Consider the following 25453-nt stretch of genomic DNA (forward strand, 5'->3'; position numbering starts at 1 on the left):
ATCTCAGACTCCTAAGCGTTCATCTGAGAATATGTTAACTGTTACCTATGTATCCGGTCACTTGTGTTACCGATGTATCCGGGTCGGACCAACCAAGGTAATCTTGTCACCGCAGAGGCACAATATACCCAGGCTCTAAAAGATCTCCATGCACAAAAATTATCCTTGGAACAACAACTCTATAAAAACTATCTGCACGCCAAGCAGCGAGCTATCGAAGCAAACATCGTGCGAACCAAATTATTACCCATGGCACAAAATGCCCAGAAATTAGCAATGATTGGTTACAGTAAAGGGTTGTACACATTTGCTGATTTAACATTAGCCATGCGTCGCTTGATTAATGAACAACAACACTACATTGAAGCACATGCTGATCTAGAACGAGCAAGTATCATGATGCATGGCTTACTGCTTGGGACATCCAATAAGGACTTTTTATGAGATATGGCCTCTTAATTTTTCTGTTAATCCAAAACGTCTTTGCCAGTGACTTTAACCAACCTGAAGAAAATCGCGCCGTGGCTGTCTCAAACGAAGCCGTTGATCACAATCAAATCCACGTAGCAATAGCAGGCCCGCAAACCATTCTAATCACACTCGAAGTTGTTGGTAAAATTGTGCCAAATGCAAATAAAACGCTGTATATTTACCCCCGCTATGATGGCATTATTCAAAAGCTTACCAAACAACTTGGCGATAAAGTTGAACAAGGCGACATACTGGCAACTATTGAAAGTGATCACACCTTACAAACGTATTCAATTACTGCACCGTTTTCGGGCTATATTGTCAATAAAACGGCCAATCCTGGCGAACATGTGACTAATAGCAGCGCCATTTATCGATTGGCCGATTTATCCAAGGTATGGGTAGACTTATTTATTTATCGAAAACAAGCGCGTGCTATCTATACGGGACAATCCGTGACAATATACCATGATCAACACAATGGTCTGGGCCAAACGACAACGATCAATTATGTCTCGCCACTTGGTGTGGAACACACCCAAACAGTCCTGGCAAGAGCGGAACTAGATAACCGTAATAACCGATTAACCTGGTTGCCTGGATTATATGTCGATGCCCACATTACGATTAAAGAGCAAAAAGTCCCCATTGCTGTGCTTAATGAGGCGATTCATACTATTGAGCAAACACCCGTTGTTTTTGTGCGGACGGATAAAGGGTTTAAAGCAAGCCCGGTCAAACTTGGTATTCGGGGGGATAAATATACCCAAATCGAATCGGGTCTAAAACAAGGCCAATATTATGCAACGAAGCAGAGCTTCTTGTTAAAAGCTGAGTTAGAAAAAGATCAAGCGGCTCACAGCCATTAAGCTGACTCTTCTACACAAATATAGAATTTACGGGGAAACGTCAGATTTGTGTGCAGGTCGGGAGAAAATGATTCAAAAAATGCGCAGCATACATCAGTATGTGAGCACTTTTTTGAATCATTTTCTCTCGAGATGCGCCAAATATGACGTTTCGGTGAGAAGTGACCAAGAGACAGGCCATTAAGGATGCACCATGCTTAACCGGATTATTCGTTTTTCAATTAACCATCGCTGGCTCATCCTAGTTGCTGTTTTGTTATTAGCCATCCTTGGGGTTTATAAAGCAACGCAACTTGCCATTGACGCCGTTCCCGACATCACCAATGTTCAGGTCCAGATCAACACAGAAGTACCCGGTTATACGCCATTGGAAGTTGAGCAACGTATCACCTACCCCATTGAGGTCGCTATGAGCGGGGTGCCCAAATTGGACTATACTCGTTCGCTGTCTCGCTATGGATTATCACAAATAACCGTTGTTTTTCAGGAAGGAACCGACATTTATTTCGCCCGTCAACAAATTGCTGAACGGTTACAAGCAATCCATCAGAGCTTGCCTGAAAATGCCCAACCCATGATGGGTCCGATTACAACGGGGCTCGGCGAAATTTATATGTATCGCCTAGAAACAACGCAACCTGAGAAATACACACTGCTAAAATTGCGAACCCTTCAGGATTGGGTCATCCGTCCCCAACTTCGCAACATCACCGGCGTTGCTGAGGTAAATGCCATAGGCGGCTTTAACAAACAATATCAAGTCGCACCTGATTTAACAAAATTACTGCAATCGGGATTAACATTGAAAGACGTTGAAAATGCCTTGAAGCAAAACAATGATAACATCGGTGCCGGTTATATTGAAAAGCAGGGGCAACAGTATTTATTGCGTGCTCCTGGACAATTACATTCAATGCACGATATCGAGCGGGTCGTCATTAAAACCAAAAAGGGCGTTCCGATTCGTGTGGGGGATATCGCAGAAGTCGGTATCGGCCATGAATTGCGCCAAGGTGCTGGCTTAGCCGAAGGTAAAGAAACCGTCATTGTGACGGTTTCTATGTTGATGGGTGAAAATTCTCGCGTTGTCTCGCAGGCCGTCAATAAAAAACTAGCGGTCATTAATCAAAGCTTACCGAAAGGCGTCAAGGCCGTACCCGTTTATAACCGCACTTATCTCATTAATGAAACAATTAGCACGGTGAAAAAGAATTTGATCGAAGGCGCTTTGCTAGTCATCGTTGTTCTGTTTATTTTCCTTGGCAATATGCGCGCAGCAATAATCACAGCAGCAGTCATCCCATTGACCATGCTCATGACCATCACCGGCATGGTGAGTCAATCCATCAGTGCCAATCTCATGAGTCTGGGTGCGCTTGATTTTGGTCTGATTGTTGATGGGGCAGTGATCATTGTTGAAAACTGTATGAAGCGATTAGGGCAGCAACAGCAACGAATAGGCAGAAAACTTTCTCTCAAAGAAAAGCTAACACTTACTCAAACCAGTGCAACGGAAGTCATTCGCCCCAGCTTATTTGGGGTGACGATTATCATGTTAGTCTATATCCCCATCTTAACCCTTCAAGGGGTTGAAGGAAAATTATTTCAACCGATGGCGCAAACAGTGATTATCGCCTTAGCCTCTTCCATCCTTTTATGCCTAACTTTCATACCAGCCTCGTTAGCCGTGTTTTTATCCGGAAGACTTGATATTCACCGCAATCGCTTGTTGGGTTGGTTAAGAAGCGTCTATCATCCCATTCTTAGCCTCAGTATTCGTCAAGGAAAATGGATTAGCCTATCAGCCATTCTACTCGTTCTTGCCAGCTTCTTTCTGATGATGCGTATGGGTGCTGAGTTTATTCCGACATTAGACGAAGGAGACATTGCACTTCATGCCATCCGCATTCCTTCAACCAGCTTAAGCCAATCCATTACCATGCAAAAAAAGGTTGAACATCGTTTGCAAACATTCCCACAAGTAAAACGGGTTTTTTCTAAAATAGGGACATCCGATATCGCCACCGATCCAATGCCCCCGAATGTCGCCGACACGTTTGTCATACTAAAACCCAGAAACGAATGGCCAAACAAGTCGCTTAGCAAGTCGCTATTAATCGAAGACATGCAAAAAGCACTCGCCCAGGAGCTTGGCCATCAATATGAATTTACTCAACCCATCCAAATGCGCTTTAATGAATTATTATCCGGTGTTCGAGCAGATGTCGCCATTAAAGTCTATGGCGATGATCTGCAGCTATTATTAAACAAGGCTCAGGCAATTTTAGCTGTTGTACAAAAAATCCCTGGTGCGGTAGACAGCCGCATTGAACAAGTGGCAGGTTTACCGACATTAAATATCACCATTGATCGCAACAGTTTAGCATTATACGGCTTGCAGATTGCCACGGTTCAAGATGCGATTCAAGCCAGTTTGGGCGGCACTATCACAGGTGTTGTTTATGAAGGAGACAAGCGTTTTGATTTAGTGGTGCGCCTACCCGAACAACATCGTTCCGACCCCAGTGTGTTGAATAGGATTTATATCGAATTGCCGCCCAGGCCCAATCATATTAAACACATGATCCCTTTAAGCGAGGTGGCTAGCCTTGTCGAAAAGGAAGGACCCAATCAAATTAGTCGTGAGAATGGCAAGCGACGCATTATCATTAGCACCAACGTGCGGGGGCAAGATTTACAAGCGTTTGTCACAGATACCCAAAAAGCGATTCAATCTCAGATACAACTTCCGGAAGGATATTGGATCGAATATGGCGGTCAATTTGAACACCTTACCTCGGCGACAAAACGACTAGCCATTATCATCCCGATCACGTTAGTCATGATATTTATTCTACTTTTCAGCGCATTAGGGAATACGCGTGACTCGCTCTTGGTATTTACTGGCATTCCTTTGGCATTGTCCGGCGGGGTGATTACTCTTTGGCTTCGCGAGATACCGTTATCCATTTCAGCGGCCATCGGTTTCATCGCGTTGTCCGGTATTGCCGTATTAAATGGCTTAGTGATGATTTCATTTATTGCACAATTACGTCGACAGAACCACACGCTAGTCTATGCAACGATTCGGGGCGCTGCCACGCGCCTTCGCCCTGTATTAATGACGGCATTAGTGGCTGCCTTGGGCTTTTTGCCCATGGCCTTATCGATGGGAATGGGGGCTGAAGTCCAAAGGCCTCTTGCCACGGTGGTCATCGGTGGTCTAATTTCTTCAACACTATTAACGTTGATCGTCCTGCCAAGCTGGTATCTGGCGATCCATCGTTCAAAACAAGAAATAAAGGGGCAGCTTGCTGCCCCTTGAAGAAAGGTTAACTATTATTGACAATCTAGATATTAAGTCCTGATTTTGGTGTTGGGTGATCATTGATAAAACTAATCATATCTTTATTCTGATATTTTTCAGCCCACGTCTTAGCGCTTTGATGAAAGAAATTTTCGCAGCTTAAATCCGCACCATGGCTCGTCAATAACTTTAGCATGTCCAGATCGTTACGTTTTGCAGCCAGAATAGCTGCTGTATCGCCGGACTCATTAGGTTTATTGATATCTTGTTTCCCATTCTCTAACAGTGCTTCTAATTGCTTAAATTGCCCTAAGTCAACCAAGGTTAATAATTGGCTTTGCTGCGTTCTTTCAATATCAATTAGCTCATTCAAATCTTGTTCTTTCATTTCGTTCTTTCTAAACATGGTATCTCCTTCAATAGACTGTTTTACATTTCAATTAAATTTCATTTTTTATCGATTTTTACTTTATATGAACCGAAATTTCTGCTTTAGGGGAATCCCCCTCTTTCAAATGGGCTAGCTGTGCTTTCATACCGATTGTCTTGTCAGCTAACTCACCATGTGTGTGCGTCATTAACTGGGAGAGATGGTGATCGAAGGCTTCCAATCGCTGCGATAGGCTATCTAAGCGCCGATCTAGTGCAATGAGATCTCTGTCCAAGGCCTGTAAACGATGTCCAATATTATCAAGCGAATGACCAATAGTCTGCAGACGTTCTTGCAAATGGTCAAGATGTACGGATTGGGCATGCAGCTTTAATTGCAATAACGAACAGTTGAATGCCCGTCGACAAAATCGCTCCCCATCCGGGGTATTGGGTATCATGTTGACCAGATCAACGGCCTTTTCCGGAGCGACTCTGCAAGTGTGATCATAAAAGCTTCTCGCATAATGATCATCGGCCGGCACATTTGAAATGTCGAGTAACGCTTTGCGAGCAGGTTTATCATGTTCCGTTAGGCCAACTTCTTCATGCCACATGACACTGGTGTTTTTCTTAACAATGTATTGGAATGCCTGAAAATCAATTTTTGTATGACCCACTTCTATTGGTCGTATTTGTTTTAAATGATCCAAATTCCCTTCCGCACCAGCGGGTGCCCAAGACATGTTGATGGCAGTCACCACATGTTGAGTTAAGCCAAAAGCTGGGTGCTCTAAATTGGCTCGATGAACAAAGCGGTCAGCACCTACTTGCACCCGATCGCTTATACCTAGTCGGGTTGTTGCCGCAGTAAACGCTTTTGCATACACGGAATTTTTCAGCTTATCCGCAGCATCATTTTTATGGGCAGCGCAATAGCCCTGCAGTTCGACACCCAGTTCTTGAGCTAACGCACCCTGTGGATGGGTATAAACAATTTTGTTATGAACAGACACATAATTTGGATCATAGTAACTGGCATTCAACAAATCTTGTTGGTCTTCGGCCCCAAAAGTATCTCGATAGAATGCATCAAAATCAACAATTTTTGTATTGCTGTCGATGTTTAAATGACGACGATCCCGATTGTCGTAGATTGAGTGGGTCTTAATCATATCAGCGCAGCTTCCTAAACCGCCAACCCCCGGAATACCCATACCATGCAAATATTGTTTTTCATCCTGGGTTAAGTTTGCTTGATTATAAAAGTCATGAACGGTTGCGATATCACCAAAGGTCTCACCTACTTCTTCCATGAAGGTTTCTTTGATACCTAAATAGGTTGCATCCGTGTATGCGTTATCTTCTCTTGTCCAATCAGGGATTAGCATAACAGATAACACGACTTCTGGTGGTTCACGGCCTGCTTTGCGAGCCGCTTCTGTCAATCCGTCTTTTATTTTCTTAATATCTTCGACTGTTTCTGCGGAAAACATTCCTCGGTTGTAAGTTCCCTGTTTATTTTCGACACTAAACAGACTAATGGTTACTTTATCTTTTTTAGGTAATTCTTGTCGTTGCTGTGACATGCTAACTCCTTTTAGCTAAATTAATCACCACGCTTTCTATCGATTTTGTTTGATTGATGAGCGTATAGTTTTCACGGCATTAACATCTGATGGGGGATTGAGACATTTTCTTGATTGATGTTTATGTATCCCCTAATTACAATTTAGAAGATTTTTTGGATTTGTACAGGTAAAAATGCAAATTAAATTAATTGCTTACAATTTTTAACAGTTATTTTTTAAGGTGCGGATTAGCGTAATGAGGATAGGTCAGGCCGAGGCCTGACCTATCAATATTTATGACTGGTTGGCGGGATTTTGTTGATCGAAGCGGTCGAGCATCATCACTTTGACCCAGGCATTGACAAAATCTTGGGTAAACTTCGCTTGTGCATTGTCAGTGGCATACACTTCAGCAACGGCCCTTAATTCTGAATTAGCCCCAAAAATCAGATCCACCGCCGTGGCTTTCCATTTCAATTGGCCCGTTTTTCTATCTTTACCTTCGTAGATCCCTTCTGTTGTCGGTGATTTTTGCCACTGCGTCGACATATCCACTAGATTGACAAAGAAATCATTGGTCAAAACGCCGGGTTTGTTGGTTAAAACGCCATATTCTGTCTGCCCAGTATTGGCATTCAATGCACGGAGGCCACCGACTAATACCGTCATTTCCGGTACGGATAAATTTAAGAAGGTCGCTTTTTCCACCAACATCTGTTCCGGGGAACGTTTGTTACTTTTGTCGTAGAAGTTACGGAACCCATCTGCCGTCGGCTTCAATACTTCCATCGCCACAGCATCGGTTTGCTCTTGGGTTGCATCCGTTCTGCCTGGGGTAAAAGGCACTTGAATACTTTGACCACCTTGTTTTGCCGCTTGCTCAATGGCTGCAGCTCCACCAAGGACAATGACATCGGCCAATGAGATTTTTTTATTGCCCGTTTGCGCCTTGTTGAAGTTCTGCTGAATCCCTTCAAGCACTTTAATCACTTTTGCTATCTCGGCCGGATTATTCACCTCCCAGTCTTTCTGGGGAGCAAGCCGTAACCGTCCACCATTAGCGCCACCACGCATATCCGTCCCACGGAAACTAGAAGCCGCAGCCCAAGCAGTTCTAACAAGTTCTGGAACCGTGAGTCCAGATTTTAAAATTTCTCCTTTTAGCTTAGCAACATCCTGGTTATCCACTAATACATAATCCACTGCAGGGACGGGATCTTGCCAAATAAATACTTCTGTTGGCACCATGGAGCCAAGGTAACGTGAGCGTGGCCCCATGTCTCGATGGATGAGTTTGAACCAAGCGTTGGCAAATGCCCTATCTAACTCCGCTGGGTTTTTCATAAACCGCTCAGAAATTTTGCGATACGCTGGATCAAATTTAAGCGCTAAATCGGTTGTAAACATGATCGGCGCATGCCTTTTATTAGGGTCATGTGCATCGGGCACCAAGTTAGCAGCAGCTTTGTTATCCGGTATCCATTGGGTCGCACCGCCAGGGCTTTTTGTTTTAACCCAATTAAAGTTAAATAAGTTTTGTAAATAATTGTGGCTCCATTTGATGGGACTAACACTCCAAGCACCTTCTAATCCACTGGTAATGGTGTCAGCACCTTTGCCAGTGCCATAGCTATTTTTCCAGCCAAATCCTTGCTGCTCAATCGGTGCGCCTGCAGGAGCAGGTCCCACGTATTTTGCTGGATTAGCAGCCCCATGCGCTTTACCAAACGCATGTCCACCGGCAATCAGAGCAACGGTTTCTTCATCGTTCATCGCCATCCGCCCAAAGGTTTCGCGAATGTCTTTTGCCGCGGCCAGCGGATCCGGATTGCCATCGGGGCCTTCTGGATTAACATAGATGAGTCCCATTTGTGTTGCGCCAAATGGTTTTTTCAGTTGTCTGTCTCCGCTGAATCGATTGCTACCCAACCACTCGCCTTCCGACCCCCAATTCACCTCTTCTGACTTCCATGCATCCACACGTCCACCGGCAAATCCGATGGTTTTGAATCCCATTTGTTCTAAAGCGACATTGCCTGCGAAAGCCATCAAATCCGACCAAGAAAGCTTGTCGCCATATTTCTTTTTGATGGGCCAAAGCAAACGGCGTGCTTTATCAAGACTGGCATTATCAGGCCAACTGTCTAGCGGGGCAAACCGCTGCATGCCACCATCGGCACCACCCCGACCATCAATGGTTCGATAGGTCCCTGCCGCATGCCAGGTCATACGAATGATAAACGGGCCATAGTTGCCATAGTCGGCTGGCCACCACTCCTGGGACGTTGTTAACACTTGCTCAATGTCTTTCTTCACTGCATTTAAATCAAGGGTGTTAAACTGAGCGGCGTAGTTATACTCTTTGCCCATGGGATTGGATGCTGGATCGTTTTGTCGCAGCGGACTGAGATCTAGCTGCTTGGGCCACCAATATTGGTTGGTTTTAGGTGCATCATCCGCAAACGTTGCATTGGAAAAAATGATGGGTGAAACAACAACGGTAAAAACCGCGGCTAAACATATCCCTCGTTTAATCATAGAAATCGCTCCTGAATCTATTGGAAGTAAAGAGTATAGTCCATATAAACCATGCCAACAAGCTCAAACAAAGGATTCTTTTTTCAATAACCCATTGTTTTCATAGAGATTAGTAGGATACCTAAACTGATAGTTTGAAAACAACAAAATCCAGGGCGTTCACCTTTGTCAATTGGCCAGTGGCTTGTTGGTGAAATGCGATGCCTTTAATTTGGAAGTGTGGCGGCAAATGAAAGGAGATCGGCATATCTGAAAAGTTAAAAACCATCAACCAGCGTTGCTGTTGGTACTCGGTGACAAATGCACTAATTTGCGGCCCTAAATTCAATACGTTTACCAGTTTAGCCTTCGCTAGCTGCTGTCGTTTACGAAAATCTAATAACGTTTTTATCTGACCCACATACGATAATTGATTTTTCGTTTGTTGCGCTAGTGGTGGAAATAGGGCTTTTGCCTTCGCTAGGGTGGCTTGCGGCTTTTTAGTGGCAAATAATTCGTAGCTGCCTCGATTTAGCCAGCGGCAATCAGAATCGACTTGATAGGGACTGTTGTCATTTCGACGAAGCGGTAAAGCCCCCACTAAGTCCCAACCGGATATATTAACGATGCCCGGCAGCAGTGCATTAAATGCAAAGAGTAAATACATGCCTTGCTGAATTTTAGCTATTTGCGCTGGGGTTGCATGATAAGGATCTTGAATATCCAATCGCGTCGCAACTAATCCTGCCATGGTGGTACATAAGCCATTATTATTAATCACATTATAAGGCTTAGACAGTGCCTTCTGACGCATCTGCTCAATGACTTGCTGTTTAATCGAAAAGCCCGATAATGGCTTATCCCCATAGAGATAGCGCTTTGTGGGGTTGTCAGTCAATTCAACGAGCTCATAGGTAATTTCATCATGATTTTGCAAGCCATGCTCTAAGCGCCTGACGTCAATATGCGCTTTTATCAGCTGTTGCATCATAGTATTTAGAAGCCTTGCATCCCCTGTTAAAACGGCATGTTCAATGGCTGGTCTTGTAATAAAATCATAGGAAAAATCCGCACCATGCTCCATGAATTGCTTCATTTTTTCCACTGATAAATTGAGTTCTTGAAACGAATAGCCGCCCCATTTACGAATCATTTGCGCAATCGTATTGCTGGCATTTATTGCCAATGGCGTTCCTTCGGAATGAGTTTGCGTACTATTATCAATGCGCTCTAACCCAAGAAAAGGGTTCGCATCAATGCGTAACATATCTGCTTTGAGTAGGACAATGGCCTGAATGATTTGGGCACTTATCAACTGCTGTGCGCTGAAACTGGCATCTAACCAATTCAGCGTCGGTTGACCTGGCTTAAAATAATGCAAATAGGCATAGCGATGCATCTTCCCATCAACGCCCTGAATCTCCCCAGTGATATCCCAGCCCGTTGTAGGCTGGCTTGGCATTGAAAATAAGACCCGTTGCAAATGGCCTGGCAGGATATCCAGACGGCTTAACCATTCCACTTGCGGCTGCGTTAAATTGATACTATGCCAAGCCGTTTCAACCGTCGGTAGTTTAGCCCAATAGCGTTTGGGGATTTCAATGAGGGTATAAAGACCTTGATAATCACTGAAACCAAGCAAAGCTAAATAGAAATCAATCCCCTTGCCGGTATGTCCTGGAATTAAATCGCTAATGATCATGCCACCGTAGGCTTTAGCAAGACGGGTCATTTGACGATATTGGCTGTCGGTGCCATAACGAGCATCAATGTGTAAGCTGATGGGATCAAATCCGCCATCGACACTCGGGGTCAATTGACCACTTTCATAGCCCCCCGCTTGCTGCATCGGTCCGGTATGAATGGCATCAATGCCAATATATTTAAAGAGTCGCCATAATTTTTTTTGACTAAAAAAAGCCAGAATCGTTTGGCCTTCCTCATGAATCATGGCATCGGGATAGGCATCAAACCAAACTGCATTTTTTGTAAGCACACGCTCCACCGATGGCTTCATATAAGAATGCAGCCATTGGTGATGGCTGCCTGCAAGTTTTTGCCGAATCTTTTTGGACTGGTAGAGCATGGATTGCTGAATTAAGGCGTCTGTTGGTTCATGAGCGGAAGCGGATAAGAGATAGCCTAAAATTAACAACCCTAAAACGGCTTTCCTCATACAACAATCCTTGCTCAATCACCCATGTCCTGTGTTGGGATTCGGTCTTAGCCATCGCTAAGACCGAAAAAAGATAACTTTACCAATTAAATAGCGTGCCGTCTAATTTACGATTAACGGGTAAATAGGCGCGCTCATAAGGATATTTGGCCGCTAACTGCTCATCAAAATCAATGCCTAATCCGGGGGCATCACTGGGGATTAAATAACCGTTATCAAACTGGTAGGTCGGCTTAAATACCTCATTGGTCAAAGCGGTATGGCGCATATACTCTTGAACGCCAAAATTATTGATAGCGATATCAAAATGCAATGCCGCTGCCATGGTAACGGGCGATAAATCCGTTGCCCCGTGGCAACCGGTTTTAATGTGATATAACTCACACATTGCCGCAATTTTTTTCATTGGGGTGATGCCGCCACCATGCACCACGGCCATACGCAAATAATCAATTAATTGTTCAGTGATTAAGGTGGTTGCATCATAGGCCGTATTAAAGACTTCACCAACGGCTAGCGGGGTGGTGGTGTGTTGACGAATGATGCGGAAGCCTTCTTGTAATTCGCAAGGCACGGTATCTTCCAGCCAAAACAAGTGGTAGGGCTCCAGTTCCTTACCTAGCCGTCCCGCTTCAATAGGCGTCAACCGATGATGGCAATCATGAAGCAAGTGGGGCTCATCACCATAGGTATCCCGAATTTTTGCAAACAATTTTGGTGTGTAATTCAAATATTTTTCCGTTGACCACTCACATTCTTCCGGCATGCCCTTGGTGGCAGGCTCATAATATAGCTTATCTTTGCCAACCCCATAACTATTTTTTAAACCCGGAATCCCCGATTGACAACGAATGGCATGGTAGCCTTGCTCAATATAATGACCCACTTGTTCGACGGTTTCGCTAATATCAGCACCATTTGCGTGACCATAAACCATCACCCCATAACGGCTTTTACCACCGAGTAAATTATAGACAGGCGTGTTAAGTGCTTTTCCTTTGATATCCCATAAAGCCATATCTACTGCGCCAATAGCAGCCATCGTCACGGGCCCTCGACGCCAATAACACCCGCGATATAAATATTGCCATATATCTTCAATTTGAGAAGGATCGCGGCCAATTAAGCAAGGTAGAATATGATCTTCTAAATAAGAGACCACGGACAACTCACGGCCATTTAAGGTAGCATCTCCTAAGCCATAAATGCCTTCATCGGTGATAATTTTGAGGGTGACAAAATTTCGGTTTGGAGAACAGACAAAGACCTTTGCATCAATAATTTTCATGACGACTCCATTAAAACGACAATCAGTTAAGACAGGGAAATATCGCAGATACGGTTGCGACCAATAACCGGGTACTGCTCCAGTTCATAAACGGCTCCTGAGACGGGGGCAGACCAATCCGATAACCAAAATGCAACATGGGGGGCAATCTCTTCTGGTTTTAAAATTTGACCGCGCGGCGCGTATAACGTGGGGATTCGTCGTTGCCAGTCTTTGCCTAATCCTTCACGTTGTTTCAAAGCAACTTCCGTTTCTGTTGCTGTCCAACCAACATTTAATTGGTTGACGCGAATGCCATCGGTTGTTAATGCATCTGCAAGATTCCGCGTCATGGTCATTAATGCCCCTTTGGACATGGAATAAACCAGCAAATCGGGTTGACCACAATGGGCATTTATCGAGCCAATATTGACAATACTGCCACCTTGCTTTTGCATTTTCATATGCTTGACCGCGTGTTGGCTAAGCAGCATCGGGGCCTTGACGTTGACTGCCATCACCGAATCAAATAACGAACGGCTTGTATCGATATCGCTTCGAGGATAAATGCCAGCACAATTAACTAACCCGTTGATGCGACCGAACGTTTCAACTGCCGCATTGATGATCCTTTCGGCGTTGTGTTCATCCGCAAGATCAGCCTCAATATAAGTCACCTGATCAGCAAACTGCTCAGCTATCGATTGCAATTGGGATTTCGGCCTATCGTGCAACACAATGCTTGCGCCCTGTTGATGGGCAAATTTGGCGATTGCCAAACCGATTCCTCGAGCAGCACCGGTAACGACAATGACTTTTTCATTCAACAACATGGGCTTCTCCTGGCTGACCGAGGTGCCTGCTTGCAACACCATCAACAATGTTACGCTCGATTTGTTCTAACGAAATACCTTTGGTTTCGGGTATAAAATAAAAAATAAAACAAAGGGTTAGCACGCACATCAGGGCAAATAGATAAAACGTTTGCGTCATGCCAATTTGATGAATAATCGATAAAAATGACAGCGCTACTAAAGTATTTGCGCCCCAGTTGCCACTCATAGCCAAACTCATGCCACGGCCTCGAATAGCCAATGGGAAAATCTCCGAAAGAATGACAAAAACCATCGGTCCCAAACTGAAGGCAAAGCAAGCAATGTAAGCCATCATGCTGGTTATTAACAAATATCGCAGACTGTCATTGAGGACGTGCTGCGTAAATGCATACCCCATCATCACTAAGCTAATACACATGCCTGACACACCCACGAGAAGCAGGGTTTTTCGACCGATCCTGTCGATGAGTGGGAGGGCTATCAGCGTTGATACGACATTCACGATACCTATCATAGTCGTCACTAAAATCGCATTGGTGGTGTGAAATCCCGCTCGTTGAAATATCGTTGGCGCATAATAGATGATGGTATTAATCCCCGTGACTTGCTGCGATATCGCCAAGGTAATACCAACCAACAGGATCGCACGAAATCGCTTATTCATCCATAAATCGCGACCTCGAATTGATTTTGCTTCCTGGCTATGAATAATAGCACTCAATTCGTCTTCGACTTCATTCGCAGGGCGGATTTTAGCTAATAATTGACGGGCTTCTTCAACTTTCTTTTTCAGCAGCAAATAACGAGGGCTTTCCGGTAAATACATCATGCCAACAAATAATAATAAAGCCGGGACAATGCCAACAAACAACATTACCCGCCAGGCCTCCTGATAACTAAAGGCATAATCGACTAAATAAGAAAATAAAATCCCGACGGTGATAGCCAATTGATTTAAGGTTACAATAAATCCTCGGGTTTTTTTGGGTGATATTTCTGCCAAATAAAGCGGTGCTGCATAGGAGGCAATTCCGATGGCAAGCCCAAGAATTAACCGTCCTAAAACCAAGCCATTCACATTTGGCGTAAATGCACAAACTAGCGTACCCACGATAAAGGTCAGTGCGGTTAAAATTATCACTTTTTTGCGTCCATGGATGTCACAGAGTCTGCCACTCATGAGTGCACTAAAAAAAGCACCGAATAATACAGCACTCACCACCACTTCCGTTTGGACGTGGGATAGTTGAAAGTCATTGTTAATAAATAAAATAGCGCCAGAAATAACGCCGGTGTCAAATCCAAATAGCAATCCTGCTAACGCGGCAACGGAACTGATTAGATATATCGCTTTTTGATGCACCACACTTCTTCCTTGATAACATGTTCATTGGCGGGCTAGTTTACCCCACACCCCTAAATTATCAGGCATAATAAAAATATCCAGCCTTGAATGCAAGCTCTTATTTCGATTAAAATCAAACTTTTAAAAAAATGGATTACCGATGATCTGTATTACTCAAACACGCAACCAACTTGGGGAAAGTCCTGCTTGGCACCCACATCGAAAGCAGTTTTACTGGGTGGATATCACTCAAATGCGCATCCATACTTTATTACACGATTTGCAAACTATCGAAACCATTTCCCTGCCCTCGCCGGTGGGATGCATTGTGCTTGCTGACAATGGTAATTTAATTGCCGCACTTGCTCGAGACATCGTTGAAGTCAATTTATCGACCCAAGAAATTCACCCACTTTACCACCCTGAACTACCAGACAACGTGATGTTTAATGATGGCAAGGTCGATTGTATGGGGCGACTTTGGGTTGGGACAAAGGACATCTCAGAGCAAAATCCGATTGCTGCCCTTTATTGTTTTGATGGCTATCGTCTATCGCTTAAACAAGATAATGTGATTGTCAGCAATGGCACCGATTGGAGCTTGGATAATGCCGTTATGTATTATACGGATTCCCCACGTCAGCAGATTTATCAGTATGATTTTGATAGCCAATCCGGCACAATCCATAACCAACGGGTCTTTGCTCAAATTACTAAAGGCTATCCCGACGGGTTAACTGTGGACAACCAAGGCCGTGTTTGGAGTACGCATTGGGATGGGGGTTGCATCACCTGTTATACGCCTGACGGTAATGTCGATAAAGTGATTCCGATGGGCGTGAAACGACCGACCAGTTGTTGCTTTGGCGGGGAAAATTATCAACAACTTTGCATCACATCCGCATCGATGGGGCTCGAAGGTACGCCTCAGGATAAAGATGGCTATCTTTTCCTAGATGATTCATTAGCCATCGGCAAGCCCAGCTTTTTGTTCAAAATGCCCCATGGGTAAGATAGCACCGCGACATTGAATCACTGCAGAGGCCAATTGGCTTGCTTTTTTGATGGCCACTTCAATCGTTTTTCCCTGCCAATAAGCGCTTAAAAATCCCGCATTAAAGGCATCCCCAGCACCGGTTGTATCAATGACTTTTTCAATCACGGGCGGGGATTGGCGAATCATTTGTCCGTTATCACTAACCAAACAAGGCCTTGCACCATCTTTAACGACCAATAGTGGCGGAGAATAGGCTTGATAGCGCTCAAACGTTGCGTTGGCATTAGCATCACCAAATAAAATCGCTTCATCATCGTGGGTCACAAAAAAACAATCCGATAGCTGACACATCTGTTTCGCTAAATGCTGGGCATCATTTGGGTTGCTCCATAATTTAGGACGGTAATTATTGTCATAAACAATGCCCACTCCGGCTGTTTTGGCAACACTCACAAACTCCAACAACCGCACCCGCTCAGCTGGCATCAAAATAGCAAAGCTAATGCCCGATAAATACAGATAATCATAATCTAAAATGGCCTCCAAGCAGGCATTGATATCGGGATGGGTTAACCATTGCGAGGCGGCGGATTGATGACGATAGTAATAAAACGATCGCTCACCCAAATCATCGGTATTCACTAAATACAAACCAGGAATTTTATTTTCAAATTGCAAGCATAGGTCCGAGTGAATGCCAAGTTTTTTCCAGGTTTGCAACATAGCCTGACTGTAAGGGTCCACCCCTAATGCCGTCACATAGGCAATTTGCCATTGCTTATTTAACTGGGCTAGATAGTAGCAAGTGTTGTAGGTATCACCGGCATAATTTAATGCCATCAGATTATCGGCATATTCCGTTAATTCAATTAAACATTCACCCACGGCTGCGATTTTCAATCCATGTCCTTGTGATCAATAAAATATTGGTTATTATAGAGCGATGTTTATTGATGTCATTACTTTTATGAAAGAAATCCTAAAACAATCCCCCATCATCCCTGTCATTACCATTGATCATGTTGAAGATGCGTGTATGTTGGCTCAATTATTACACCGTTATGGGTTTAATACCTTAGAAATCACCCTAAGAACCGCCAACGCATTATCGATTATCAATGTCCTTGCCGAAGAGTTTAGCCATTTAACCATTGGGGCAGGGACGGTGACAGACATTGATACCATGGAACAGGTGGTGCAAAGTAAAGCGAAGTTTGCCGTAAGCCCGGGGTTTACGCAATCCATAGCAAGCCTTGCCTCCATGTATTCTCTGCCTTATCTTCCCGGTGTTGCAACGCCATCAGACGTGATGCAAGCCAAAGCATTTGGGTTAAACTGCCTCAAATTATTTCCTGCCGAAGTGGTTGGCGGAATCCCTTGGCTTCAATCGATTGCCAGTGTGTTCCCTGAAATTAGCTTCTGCCCAACTGGGGGGATTAGTTTTGATAACGCCGCTCACTATTTAAATCTAAGCAACGTTATCAGCATTGGCATGAGTGCTTTGACACCATCCCATCTCATAAAAGCGAAAGACTGGGAAGGCATTGAAGCCATCTTAAAAACGGTTCGGTTAAATCATTCATAAGCAGCAAGCGCTGCTTTGACTGCTTTTCGCTTGCCGATCTGCTCGTACCATCTTGTCAAACTTGGAAATTGCTTTTTATCAATGCCGCTTTCATAATAGCGTTGATAACCATAAATCCATGGCCAAATCGCCATATCAGCGATGGTATAGTGTTCTCCACTGATAAATTCATGCGTTGCTAACTGCCGCTCCATGACGCCCATAATACGCATGCTTTCCTCGGCATAACGTTTTTTTGCATAAGGAACATCTTCTTTTGCAAACTTATGGAAGTGGCCAAACTGCCCAAACATCGGTCCAACATGTCCGACTTGAAAATAACACCATGGCATAACCTTAAACTTCTCTGTCAAATCGGTTGGTAAAAACTTGCCGTGCTTTTCTGCTAAATACTGTAAAATAGCCACACTCTCAAATAAACTCAACCCCGTTTCTTCATCAACCAACGCAGGTATTTTATTATTGGGAGAGATTTTCAAAAATTCAGGCTTAAACTGCTCTCCTTCCCGGATGTCGATTATTTTTATCTTATAATCCACACCTAACTCCTCCAATAGAATGGTAGGCTTAAGCCCATTGGGGGTATTAAACGAATATAACAGATACATATAGCCTCCCTTCTTTCAAATCCTTTAACGATATTTCAGGATAATTACCCTGACACTTTTGTGTTCAACGCTTCCTTGATGGCTTTTGCAAATTCATTCACAGCATCTATCGGTGTGGCAAAGTCGGTCATCCAACGAACGATCCCTTGTGCTGAGACCCACGTAGCAAACGGATATTGGCTTTGCAACGGCGCGATGATTGATTTGGGTAATTGTGCAAAAACGACATTGGTTTCAACTGGCATGACAATGGCAACATCATCTTTCACTAAGGTTGCCAGTTGTTTGGCCATTTGATTAGCGTGGCTTGCATTTTCTTTCCATAAATCATGACTCAAAAGTGCGATAAATTGAGCTGAAACATAGCGCATTTTGCTACTTAATTGCATCATTTGTTTATGGAAGAAAGCGGCACGTTGCTTCATGTGTGGATGAAATAACACGATCGCTTCTGCGCCCATTAATCCATTTTTAGTGCCGCCAAATGAAAGAATATCAACGCCGCCATTTAAGCAAATTTCACTTAATGAGACATCCAACGCACAGGCCGCATTAGCAAGGCGCGCACCATCGACATGCAAATACAGATTATTGCGACTACAAATATCCTTTATCGCTTGTAACTCGTTTAAAGTATAGACCGTTCCCCACTCGGTGCACTGAGAGATGGAAACCACTTTGGGTTGGATGCGATGTACCATGCGAACATCTTGTAGGCAAGCAAGAATGTTTTCGGGGGTTATTTTACCTTGTATTGTTTCACAGCTTATTAATTTGACACCACCGACGGCTTCAGGCGCACCGCACTCATCCACATTCAAATGCGCAGATTTGGGACATATTACCCCCTCATAAGGCTCCAGTAGTGTTTTTAGGCTAATAACATTACAAGCCGTGCCTGTTGTAGAAAACAAGACCTCACATTGACCGCCAAAATGTGCTTGTATTAGTTGGCGGGCCTGGGCGGTGAATTCATCCTCCCCATAGGCTGGTGCATACCCTGTATTGGCATGATTGATGGATGCTAGCACGGAAGGATGGACTGGCGCATTGTTGTCGCTCATAAAAGAATAACTCATTATTGTCCCCGTACTGACAAAGTCGCTAAAAAATACCTACGATCATTTAGGCTTAAAGATTTGAATGGTAACATTGATAGGATAATGATGGAAAGCCCGGCAGTTTTAGACTTTGAACCCAAGGTTCAAGTGGGAGGCGGATGTGTTGGATCAGGCTTCCTACTACGAGGCAGGCTTGCACAACACCAACATCAGGATGCGTCCCTAGATTTACGTGTTGGTTCATAAATCTGTACTACCGGACCCTAACTAAGTATAGCAAAGTATGATGGATAACGAAATACAAAACATTCTTACCAGGCAAATAACTACCTGCCCGTGAGCGTGTCCATTTAAACCCGGGCACGGGCACGCTCAAAGGCACGTATTTGTTCAGTGATTATTGTTTAGAGCCATGAAATCTTTACTAAGAATTTTTTTCTTTTTTCTGGGGCCGCTTCCAGCCCATTAGCGTGCGCTGCACAGAAGCACTTAAGGTTAGCGCATCCGGCGGTGCATCTTTGCGAATGGTACTGCCTGCTCCAATGGTTGCATTCTTTCCCACCGTGACAGGGGCGATGAGTTGTGTGTCGGATCCTATAAATGCACCATCTTCAATAATGGTTTGATATTTATTCGCACCATCATAATTACACGTAATCGTCCCCGCTCCGATATTGACATTTGAACCAATCATAACATCACCCAAATAACTTAAATGACTGGCTTTACTGCCATCAGCAAAGGTTGCTTTTTTGGTTTCAACAAAATTACCAATTTTACAATGATTGGCAAGGACTGTACCAGGACGCACCCTGGCAAATGGTCCGATTTCATTGGCGTGACCGATCAAAGCCCCTTCAATCACACTGTTGGCATGAATATGGCTATTGTTACCAATTTGACAATCTTTTAAGACACAGTTTGGACCGATATGCACCCCATCGTCTAGCGTCACTTGGCCTTCGATGACAACATTGACATCGATAAAAACATCTTTGCCATGGGTTAATATGCCTCGCACATCAAACCGGTTGGCATCCGCCAAAGACAAGCCGGCAAGTAGCAACGATTGCGCATGTTCTTTCTGCCATAAGCGTTCTAATTGATGCAATTGCAAGCGATTATTGACGCCTAGAATAGAGCTAATTTTATCCGTCACCACCGCCTCAACCGGGCACCCCTCTGCCACAGCCAGCTGGATGATTTCAGTCAAATAATATTCCCCTTGGGCATTCTTGTTCGACAACTTTGGCAACCATTGTTTTAACGATCGCGCCGGCGCACAACAAATGCCACTGTATATCTCATTAATTTGTTTTTCGGCAACACCGGCATCCTTTTCTTCAACAATCGCCTGAACGTAACCTTCTTTGTCTCGAATAATCCGTCCCAATCCGCTTGGATCGTCAACTTTTGCCGTTAATAACACCAGGGGTTCCTTTTTGGCTTGTTCCATGCGGTGAATCAGTTGCTGCAAAATGGCCGCATCAATTAAAGGAACGTCCCCGGAAAGCACTAGGACATACGATTTATCATCAATATAAGGTAGCGCTTGCATCACCGCATGGCCCGTTCCTAATTGTTCTGCTTGTTCTACCCAATTAAGTGTATTATCATTGATTGCACTGACAATTGTTTGGCTTTGGTGACCAACGATAACATGGACAGCATCAGGGTTTAACAATCGTGCTCGCTCGATAACCCATTGCAACATGGGTTTACCAGCAAGCTTTTGTAGAACTTTGACATCATGGGAGTACATGCGCGTGCCTTTGCCGGCAGCGAGAATAACAATTTGTAGTGACATGTCTTGTAATCCTGGCCTAAATGGTTAAAAATGGTTCATGATTATTAAGTGTTGTCGCTTATCATACAACGGCTAATGAAATATTCAAAATTGAAGTTAGGGAGTCGCAGACATGGAAACGATATATTTTAATTTGGTTAAAAATGGATTGATAAAGTTTGTTCAAGCCATTCACGATAGATCCGTATCAGAAGATTCCGGGTTAGGCGCCTACTTACGGAATACAAAATTGTCCGGCGAAAAGAAAGTTAAATTAAATGAACTTATTAGAAAGCTTTATGATTTAAAACACGAGGGCACCGATTTAGAATTGAAAACGCTCCTAGAAAAGCTTCTATATGACTATGAAGACATACTAATTGCGACTTGCCAGTCTCACAATAAAAGTGAAGGGGTTACTGAACATGCCCTTGATAATGGGTTTTCAATAATTACTAGAACTTACCTATTTATCGCAAGGATGGGAATGGAAAATGCTGATTTGTCCAAAGTGTCAGGTGAGTTACCAGCCTCTGTACTTTCATACTTTTGTTGCAAATATAAAATTGAGCACTTGGTCGAGCAAGTTCTAGCGCGTTATGGGCTTAATGATTCCAGTAATGGCCACCCAAAATTATCTGGCGAAAAAGAACGATTATTTGTAGAAGGTTATCTGAGCTGTCAAAATACCATAGATGGTTTAAAAGAAGATTTGCCCGATTACACCGAAAGGGTTGAGAAGATGGTCTTAGAAAGAATCAAGAATTTACGATCTGGATTAGCCTCTTTATGCTCACAAGCAACCATTGGAACTAAACAAAGCGTTGTTAGCTTTTCCTTTCTAGGATCATTGGACGTTAAAAGTAGCTACACCCCTGATGAAGGAACCATGAAACTTTATCTCGATGCGGCTGAAATGATGATAACAAAGCACATTTCGCTTGATGCGGCATTAAATCCAAAAATTTTATCAACAGAAGTATTAAAAGCACATTGAACCAATAGGATTTATGAATAATAGTATCGAAAAACAACCCTTAAGCGAGTTTACCGAAAAGGCCTATCTTGACTACGCCATGTATGTCATTTTAGACCGTGCGTTACCCCATATTGCCGATGGTTTAAAGCCAGTCCAACGTCGCATTATCTATGCCATGTCCGAGCTAGGTTTAAAATCAACGGCAAAATATAAAAAATCGGCTCGTACTGTCGGGGATGTTCTCGGTAAATTTCATCCTCATGGTGATACGGCTTGCTATGAAGCCATGGTATTAATGGCTCAACCGTTCTCCTATCGCTATCCTTTTGTTGATGGGCAAGGTAACTGGGGCTCGCCCGATGATCCCAAATCTTTTGCTGCCATGCGCTACACCGAAGCCCGCTTATCTGCCTATGCCAATCTCTTGCTGCAAGAATTGCCCATGGGCACCGTTGATTGGGTGGATAATTTTGATGGCACTTTGAAAGAGCCTTCTTTGCTTCCAGCAAGGCTGCCAAACGCATTATTAAATGGCGCAACGGGAATTGCCGTTGGTATGTCGTCTGATTTGCTGCCGCATAATTTAACCGAAGTGGCCAATGCCTGTATTCACCTATTAAAGCATCCAAACGCCAGTTTGGCTGACATCATGCAACATATTCAAGGGCCCGATTTCCCCACAGGAGCTGAGATCATCAGTTCCCGAAACACGATTACTGAAATATATGAGCAGGGAACAGGCAGCGTCAAGATGCGCGCTGTTTATAAAAAGGAGCAGTCCAACATTGTGATTACCGAACTGCCCTATCAAGTATCCGGTGCCAAAGTGATTGAGCAAATTGCAGCACAAATGCAAAGTAAAAAATTGCCGATGGTTGAAGATCTACGCGATGAGTCCGATCATGAAAACCCGACTCGCTTGGTGATTATTCCTCGTTCAAATCGCGTTGATAGCGATGGACTAATGTCGCACTTGTTTGCCACCACCGATCTGGAAAAGAATTATCGGGTTAATTTTAATTTAATCGGTTTAGACGGCAAACCTCGTGTTCGAGGTCTTGTTAACTTACTAACCGAATGGCTAACCTTCCGACTAACCACGGTTCGTAGACGTTTAACTTACCGCTTAGAAAAAGTGCTCGACCGAATTCACGTTTTAGAAGGCTTATTAACCGCTTATCTCAACATTGATGAAGTCATCGCCATTATCCGTGAAAACGATGAGCCAAAACCCGTATTGATGCAGCGTTTTAATCTCACCGATCGCCAAACCGAAGCCATTTTAGAAATGAAATTGCGTCATTTAGCAAAATTAGAAGAAATTAAAATCAAAGGCGAGCTGGATGAATTGCACCAAGAACGGGATTATTTACAATCCGTCTTAGGCGATGAAGGTAAATTAAAAAACTTGGTGAGTGAAGAAATAGCTGCTGACCGAGATGAATTTGGAGATAAACGTCGCTCACCCATCGTCGCTAGACAAGAGTCGCAAGCGTTGAGCGAAGCGGCCATTGTTCCCAATGAACCCATGACGGTGATTTTATCGCAAAAAGGCTGGATTCGTGCAGCCAAAGGTTATGATATGAATGGGGTTGAGTTAAGCTACAAGTCCGGTGATAGCTTCAAAACCCAGTGTAATGCTCGCACGAATCAACCGGTATTATTTTTTGATAGCGAAGGCAAAGTCTATTCGTTGCCGGGTCATATTTTCCCCTCTGCACGCAGCCAAGGAGAGCCGCTGACTCGATGGCTTAACCCATCGGAGGGTCAACACTTTGAATCCATGATCGCTGCGTCCGAATCACAACACCTCTTAATAGCCTCATCGGCGGGTTATGGTTTTATTGCACCGACCCAGGATTTATTGGTTAAAAACAAAAACGGAAAAGCCTGCTTGCGTTTTGCCGAAGGCGCTCACATATTGCCCCCACATACGGTTGCTGATATTGAGCAAAGCCTTGTCGCTTGCGCCACAGCGACTGGCCGATTGTTAATTTTCCCAGCAAAAGATCTCCCGATATTAAGCAAAGGGAAAGGCAATAAGCTAATTAATATCCCGCCTCTTCAAATCAAACAAGGCGAAGATGCTGTCGTTGCCACGGCCATTTTAACCAGCGAAGATGAATTAGTCGTGCATGCAGGCAAACGTCACTTCACCATAAAAGGCCAAGATATTGAGGCTTATCAAGGCGAAAGAGGTCGACGAGGTAACCGCCTTCCACGAGGCTTGCAAAACGTCTCGGGTTTATCGGTGGCAAATCCAAAATAGCCATCGTTCCTATGGGTTACCTCCCCCATTATGCCCTGTATCTTGGTCACATCTCATTGGAACGCCATATTTTTCTTCCGACCTGAACTCAAATCTGACGTTTCCCCGTAATTTCTATATTTGTGTAGAAGAGTCAGATTACGCCTGCGGCTAATGTGGGGGCTAGATTCTTTTCGTGCCTGTGCCCGGCTTTTAATGATGTCATCATATATCAACAATTAAAAATCCATGTTTGGGATAAAGTAATTATTGAAAGTTTGCACCAAAAAAAAGGTCGGGGTGGAAGCCCGACCTTAAAAAATATCAATGGTACCGGAATTATACCATTGAAGGAGATGAAGGGGTTGTTTCAACTTCTGCTGCAAATAAGTCTTCTCGTGTGGTCATCCCAAAACTGATCATCATCGCAGCGACGTTGATTAAAAGCGTTTTAAATTCGGTAGTGGATTCAACAAATGCTTGCTGCCATGTCACGGTATCTGCAGCGCTTGTATAAAGTTGAAGCAAGTCATTATAGGTTAAACTGCCATCGTCGAGCATATTTGCTAACCAATTGCTATTTTCTGAATTGGCTTGCTCAATTCGGCTTAATAATGATTGTACTTGCGTCACCACGGTATCATCATGAAATTGATCAACAGGCAACGAATGGCTCACATTAGAAATCGAATGTAAAGGTCGGAATGCTTCCTTATTTTTTACCCTCGGACTAAATCGTCCCTCTTTTTCATCGAGATGAACTGTTTCACAGCCGTGCCCATAAGTTACTTTTGCAGGAAGCGATGCATTTTTTTCTGTCTGGTGGACCACTAGGGTCATATTCAATAAGTTGGCTAAAGCCGATAATCCAGCTTTATCAATCGGTGTGCCCGCTTTTCTCAATTCTGTTGGCTTTATAATTTCGCCTTGTTGATAAAAAGCGGGAAGATATTGCACCAAATTTTGGCTCATGGCATCAACCATCAATTGTCTCAACACCCAGGTAATTTCGAGTGCTGTTCTTGACGCTTTTTGAGGCGTGCTGGTCATTAGTTCAAGGGTTTCAATGGCCGTGGCATGGGCGGCATTGGGGACACTTTCAGGAAAGTGCTGATTCAATTTATCAATTAATAATTCGGCTGCCGCTTTATTTTCAAATTTGCGTGAAACACAACGATCAACAAGGGTTAAAGCCAATGCGCGAACAAAACCATCTTGACGAAAGCTAGCGTCAAGGGTGATTTCACTCTTTTGGCCTAAACTTGGTGGATGAAAGAATCGTGTTGCCATCGAATCATGCTCACTTTATCTATATGTACACTTATAGTGTAACTCGGTTAAATTAAGGAAATATTAAGCCTTATAAGAAAATTATAGTGGATATTTTTTGTTTTTTCTGGCTCCGATAGAGCCAGGCATGCTCAATAGCCACTCAAATCATATAGATAATAGAAAAAAATA

19 protein-coding genes and 1 other RNA gene are annotated in these 25453 nt (G+C 43.7%); 7 read left to right on the plus strand and 13 right to left on the minus strand.

Features of this window, described 5'->3' with window-relative positions:
• Positions 1 to 72 precede the first annotated feature (72 nt).
• The 3 genes from AB3348_RS12785 to AB3348_RS12795 all read left to right on the plus strand — a co-directional run bounded on the left by AB3348_RS12785 (position 73) and on the right by AB3348_RS12795 (position 4665).
• On the plus strand, positions 73 to 444 hold the full coding sequence (locus AB3348_RS12785; protein WP_367607989.1) for a hypothetical protein: 372 nt from the start codon (positions 73 to 75) through the stop codon (positions 442 to 444).
• Positions 441 to 1340: an efflux RND transporter periplasmic adaptor subunit gene (locus AB3348_RS12790; RefSeq protein WP_367607990.1), complete on the plus strand. Its 900-nt coding sequence runs from the start codon at positions 441 to 443 to the stop codon at positions 1338 to 1340. Before AB3348_RS12785 ends, AB3348_RS12790 begins: the two co-directional genes overlap by 4 nt.
• A 193-nt stretch (positions 1341 to 1533) precedes the next feature.
• Positions 1534 to 4665: an efflux RND transporter permease subunit gene (locus tag AB3348_RS12795; protein WP_367607991.1), complete on the plus strand. Its 3132-nt coding sequence runs from the start codon at positions 1534 to 1536 to the stop codon at positions 4663 to 4665.
• A 25-nt stretch (positions 4666 to 4690) separates the two neighbouring features.
• Here the strand turns inward: AB3348_RS12795 and AB3348_RS12800 are convergent, their stop codons facing one another.
• The 7 genes from AB3348_RS12800 to AB3348_RS12830 form a co-directional block, all read right to left on the minus strand.
• Positions 4691 to 5053: an ankyrin repeat domain-containing protein gene (locus AB3348_RS12800; RefSeq protein WP_367607992.1), complete on the minus strand. Its 363-nt coding sequence runs from the start codon at positions 5051 to 5053 to the stop codon at positions 4691 to 4693.
• A 58-nt stretch (positions 5054 to 5111) separates the two neighbouring features.
• Entirely contained in the window at positions 5112 to 6605 is a 1494-nt protein-coding gene (locus AB3348_RS12805; RefSeq protein WP_367607993.1) for a hypothetical protein, read from the minus strand.
• A gap of 276 nt (positions 6606 to 6881) precedes the next feature.
• Positions 6882 to 9125 carry a catalase/peroxidase HPI gene (gene katG, locus AB3348_RS12810; protein ID WP_367607994.1) on the minus strand — a complete coding sequence of 748 codons (2244 nt, stop codon included), beginning with the start codon at positions 9123 to 9125 and terminating at the stop codon, positions 6882 to 6884.
• Between the two features lie 121 nt (positions 9126 to 9246).
• Entirely contained in the window at positions 9247 to 11280 is a 2034-nt protein-coding gene (locus tag AB3348_RS12815; protein ID WP_367607995.1) for an alpha-amylase family glycosyl hydrolase, read from the minus strand.
• A 79-nt stretch (positions 11281 to 11359) separates the two neighbouring features.
• Entirely contained in the window at positions 11360 to 12568 is a 1209-nt protein-coding gene (manD, locus tag AB3348_RS12820) for a D-mannonate dehydratase ManD (RefSeq protein ID WP_367607996.1), read from the minus strand.
• 26 nt (positions 12569 to 12594) lie between these two features.
• Positions 12595 to 13380: an oxidoreductase gene (locus tag AB3348_RS12825; RefSeq protein ID WP_367607997.1), complete on the minus strand. Its 786-nt coding sequence runs from the start codon at positions 13378 to 13380 to the stop codon at positions 12595 to 12597.
• Positions 13367 to 14749: a sugar porter family MFS transporter gene (locus AB3348_RS12830; protein ID WP_367607998.1), complete on the minus strand. Its 1383-nt coding sequence runs from the start codon at positions 14747 to 14749 to the stop codon at positions 13367 to 13369. Before AB3348_RS12830 ends, AB3348_RS12825 begins: the two co-directional genes overlap by 14 nt.
• Before the next feature lie 139 nt (positions 14750 to 14888).
• On the opposite strand from AB3348_RS12830, the gene AB3348_RS12835 reads away from it, so the two are divergent.
• Complete coding sequence (locus AB3348_RS12835) at positions 14889 to 15740, plus strand: SMP-30/gluconolactonase/LRE family protein (protein ID WP_367607999.1); 852 nt, start codon at positions 14889 to 14891, stop codon at positions 15738 to 15740.
• On the opposite strand, the gene AB3348_RS12840 is transcribed toward AB3348_RS12835, so the two are convergent.
• The gene (locus AB3348_RS12840; protein WP_367608000.1) at positions 15693 to 16625 is read right to left on the minus strand and encodes a sugar kinase; all 933 of its coding nucleotides are present in this window, start codon (positions 16623 to 16625) and stop codon (positions 15693 to 15695) included. The genes AB3348_RS12835 and AB3348_RS12840 overlap by 48 nt on opposite strands.
• 43 nt (positions 16626 to 16668) lie before the next feature.
• Between AB3348_RS12840 and eda the strand changes: the two genes are divergently transcribed.
• A complete protein-coding gene (gene eda, locus AB3348_RS12845; protein WP_367608001.1) occupies positions 16669 to 17310 on the plus strand; it encodes a bifunctional 4-hydroxy-2-oxoglutarate aldolase/2-dehydro-3-deoxy-phosphogluconate aldolase in 642 nt (213 codons plus the stop codon).
• Here eda and AB3348_RS12850 read toward each other — a convergent pair.
• The 4 genes from AB3348_RS12850 to glmU all read right to left on the minus strand — a co-directional run bounded on the left by AB3348_RS12850 (position 17301) and on the right by glmU (position 20786).
• A complete protein-coding gene (locus AB3348_RS12850) occupies positions 17301 to 17918 on the minus strand; it encodes a glutathione S-transferase N-terminal domain-containing protein (protein WP_367608002.1) in 618 nt (205 codons plus the stop codon). The two genes, eda and AB3348_RS12850, sit on opposite strands and share 10 nt — an antisense overlap.
• Positions 17919 to 17962: 44 nt before the next feature.
• Positions 17963 to 18997, minus strand: a complete 1035-nt coding sequence (locus tag AB3348_RS12855; protein WP_367608003.1) for a low specificity L-threonine aldolase — start codon at positions 18995 to 18997, stop codon at positions 17963 to 17965.
• A gap of 90 nt (positions 18998 to 19087) precedes the next feature.
• A non-coding RNA gene (gene ssrS / locus AB3348_RS12860) (6S RNA) lies at positions 19088 to 19244 on the minus strand.
• 159 nt (positions 19245 to 19403) lie between these two features.
• Complete coding sequence (gene glmU, locus AB3348_RS12865; protein ID WP_367608004.1) at positions 19404 to 20786, minus strand: bifunctional UDP-N-acetylglucosamine diphosphorylase/glucosamine-1-phosphate N-acetyltransferase GlmU; 1383 nt, start codon at positions 20784 to 20786, stop codon at positions 19404 to 19406.
• Between the two features lie 112 nt (positions 20787 to 20898).
• Between glmU and AB3348_RS12870 the strand changes: the two genes are divergently transcribed.
• Positions 20899 to 21762, plus strand: a complete 864-nt coding sequence (locus AB3348_RS12870; RefSeq protein ID WP_367608005.1) for a hypothetical protein — start codon at positions 20899 to 20901, stop codon at positions 21760 to 21762.
• A 13-nt stretch (positions 21763 to 21775) separates the two neighbouring features.
• Positions 21776 to 24013 carry a DNA topoisomerase IV subunit A gene (gene parC / locus AB3348_RS12875; protein WP_367608006.1) on the plus strand — a complete coding sequence of 746 codons (2238 nt, stop codon included), beginning with the start codon at positions 21776 to 21778 and terminating at the stop codon, positions 24011 to 24013.
• 318 nt (positions 24014 to 24331) lie between these two features.
• Here the strand turns inward: parC and AB3348_RS12880 are convergent, their stop codons facing one another.
• The gene (locus AB3348_RS12880; RefSeq protein ID WP_367608007.1) at positions 24332 to 25282 is read right to left on the minus strand and encodes an OTU domain-containing protein; all 951 of its coding nucleotides are present in this window, start codon (positions 25280 to 25282) and stop codon (positions 24332 to 24334) included.
• Between the last annotated feature and the right edge of the window lie 171 nt (positions 25283 to 25453).

The sequence above is a fragment of the Legionella sp. W05-934-2 genome (assembly GCF_964199965.1).
Taxonomy (GTDB): Bacteria; Pseudomonadota; Gammaproteobacteria; order Legionellales; family Legionellaceae; genus JAFIFT01.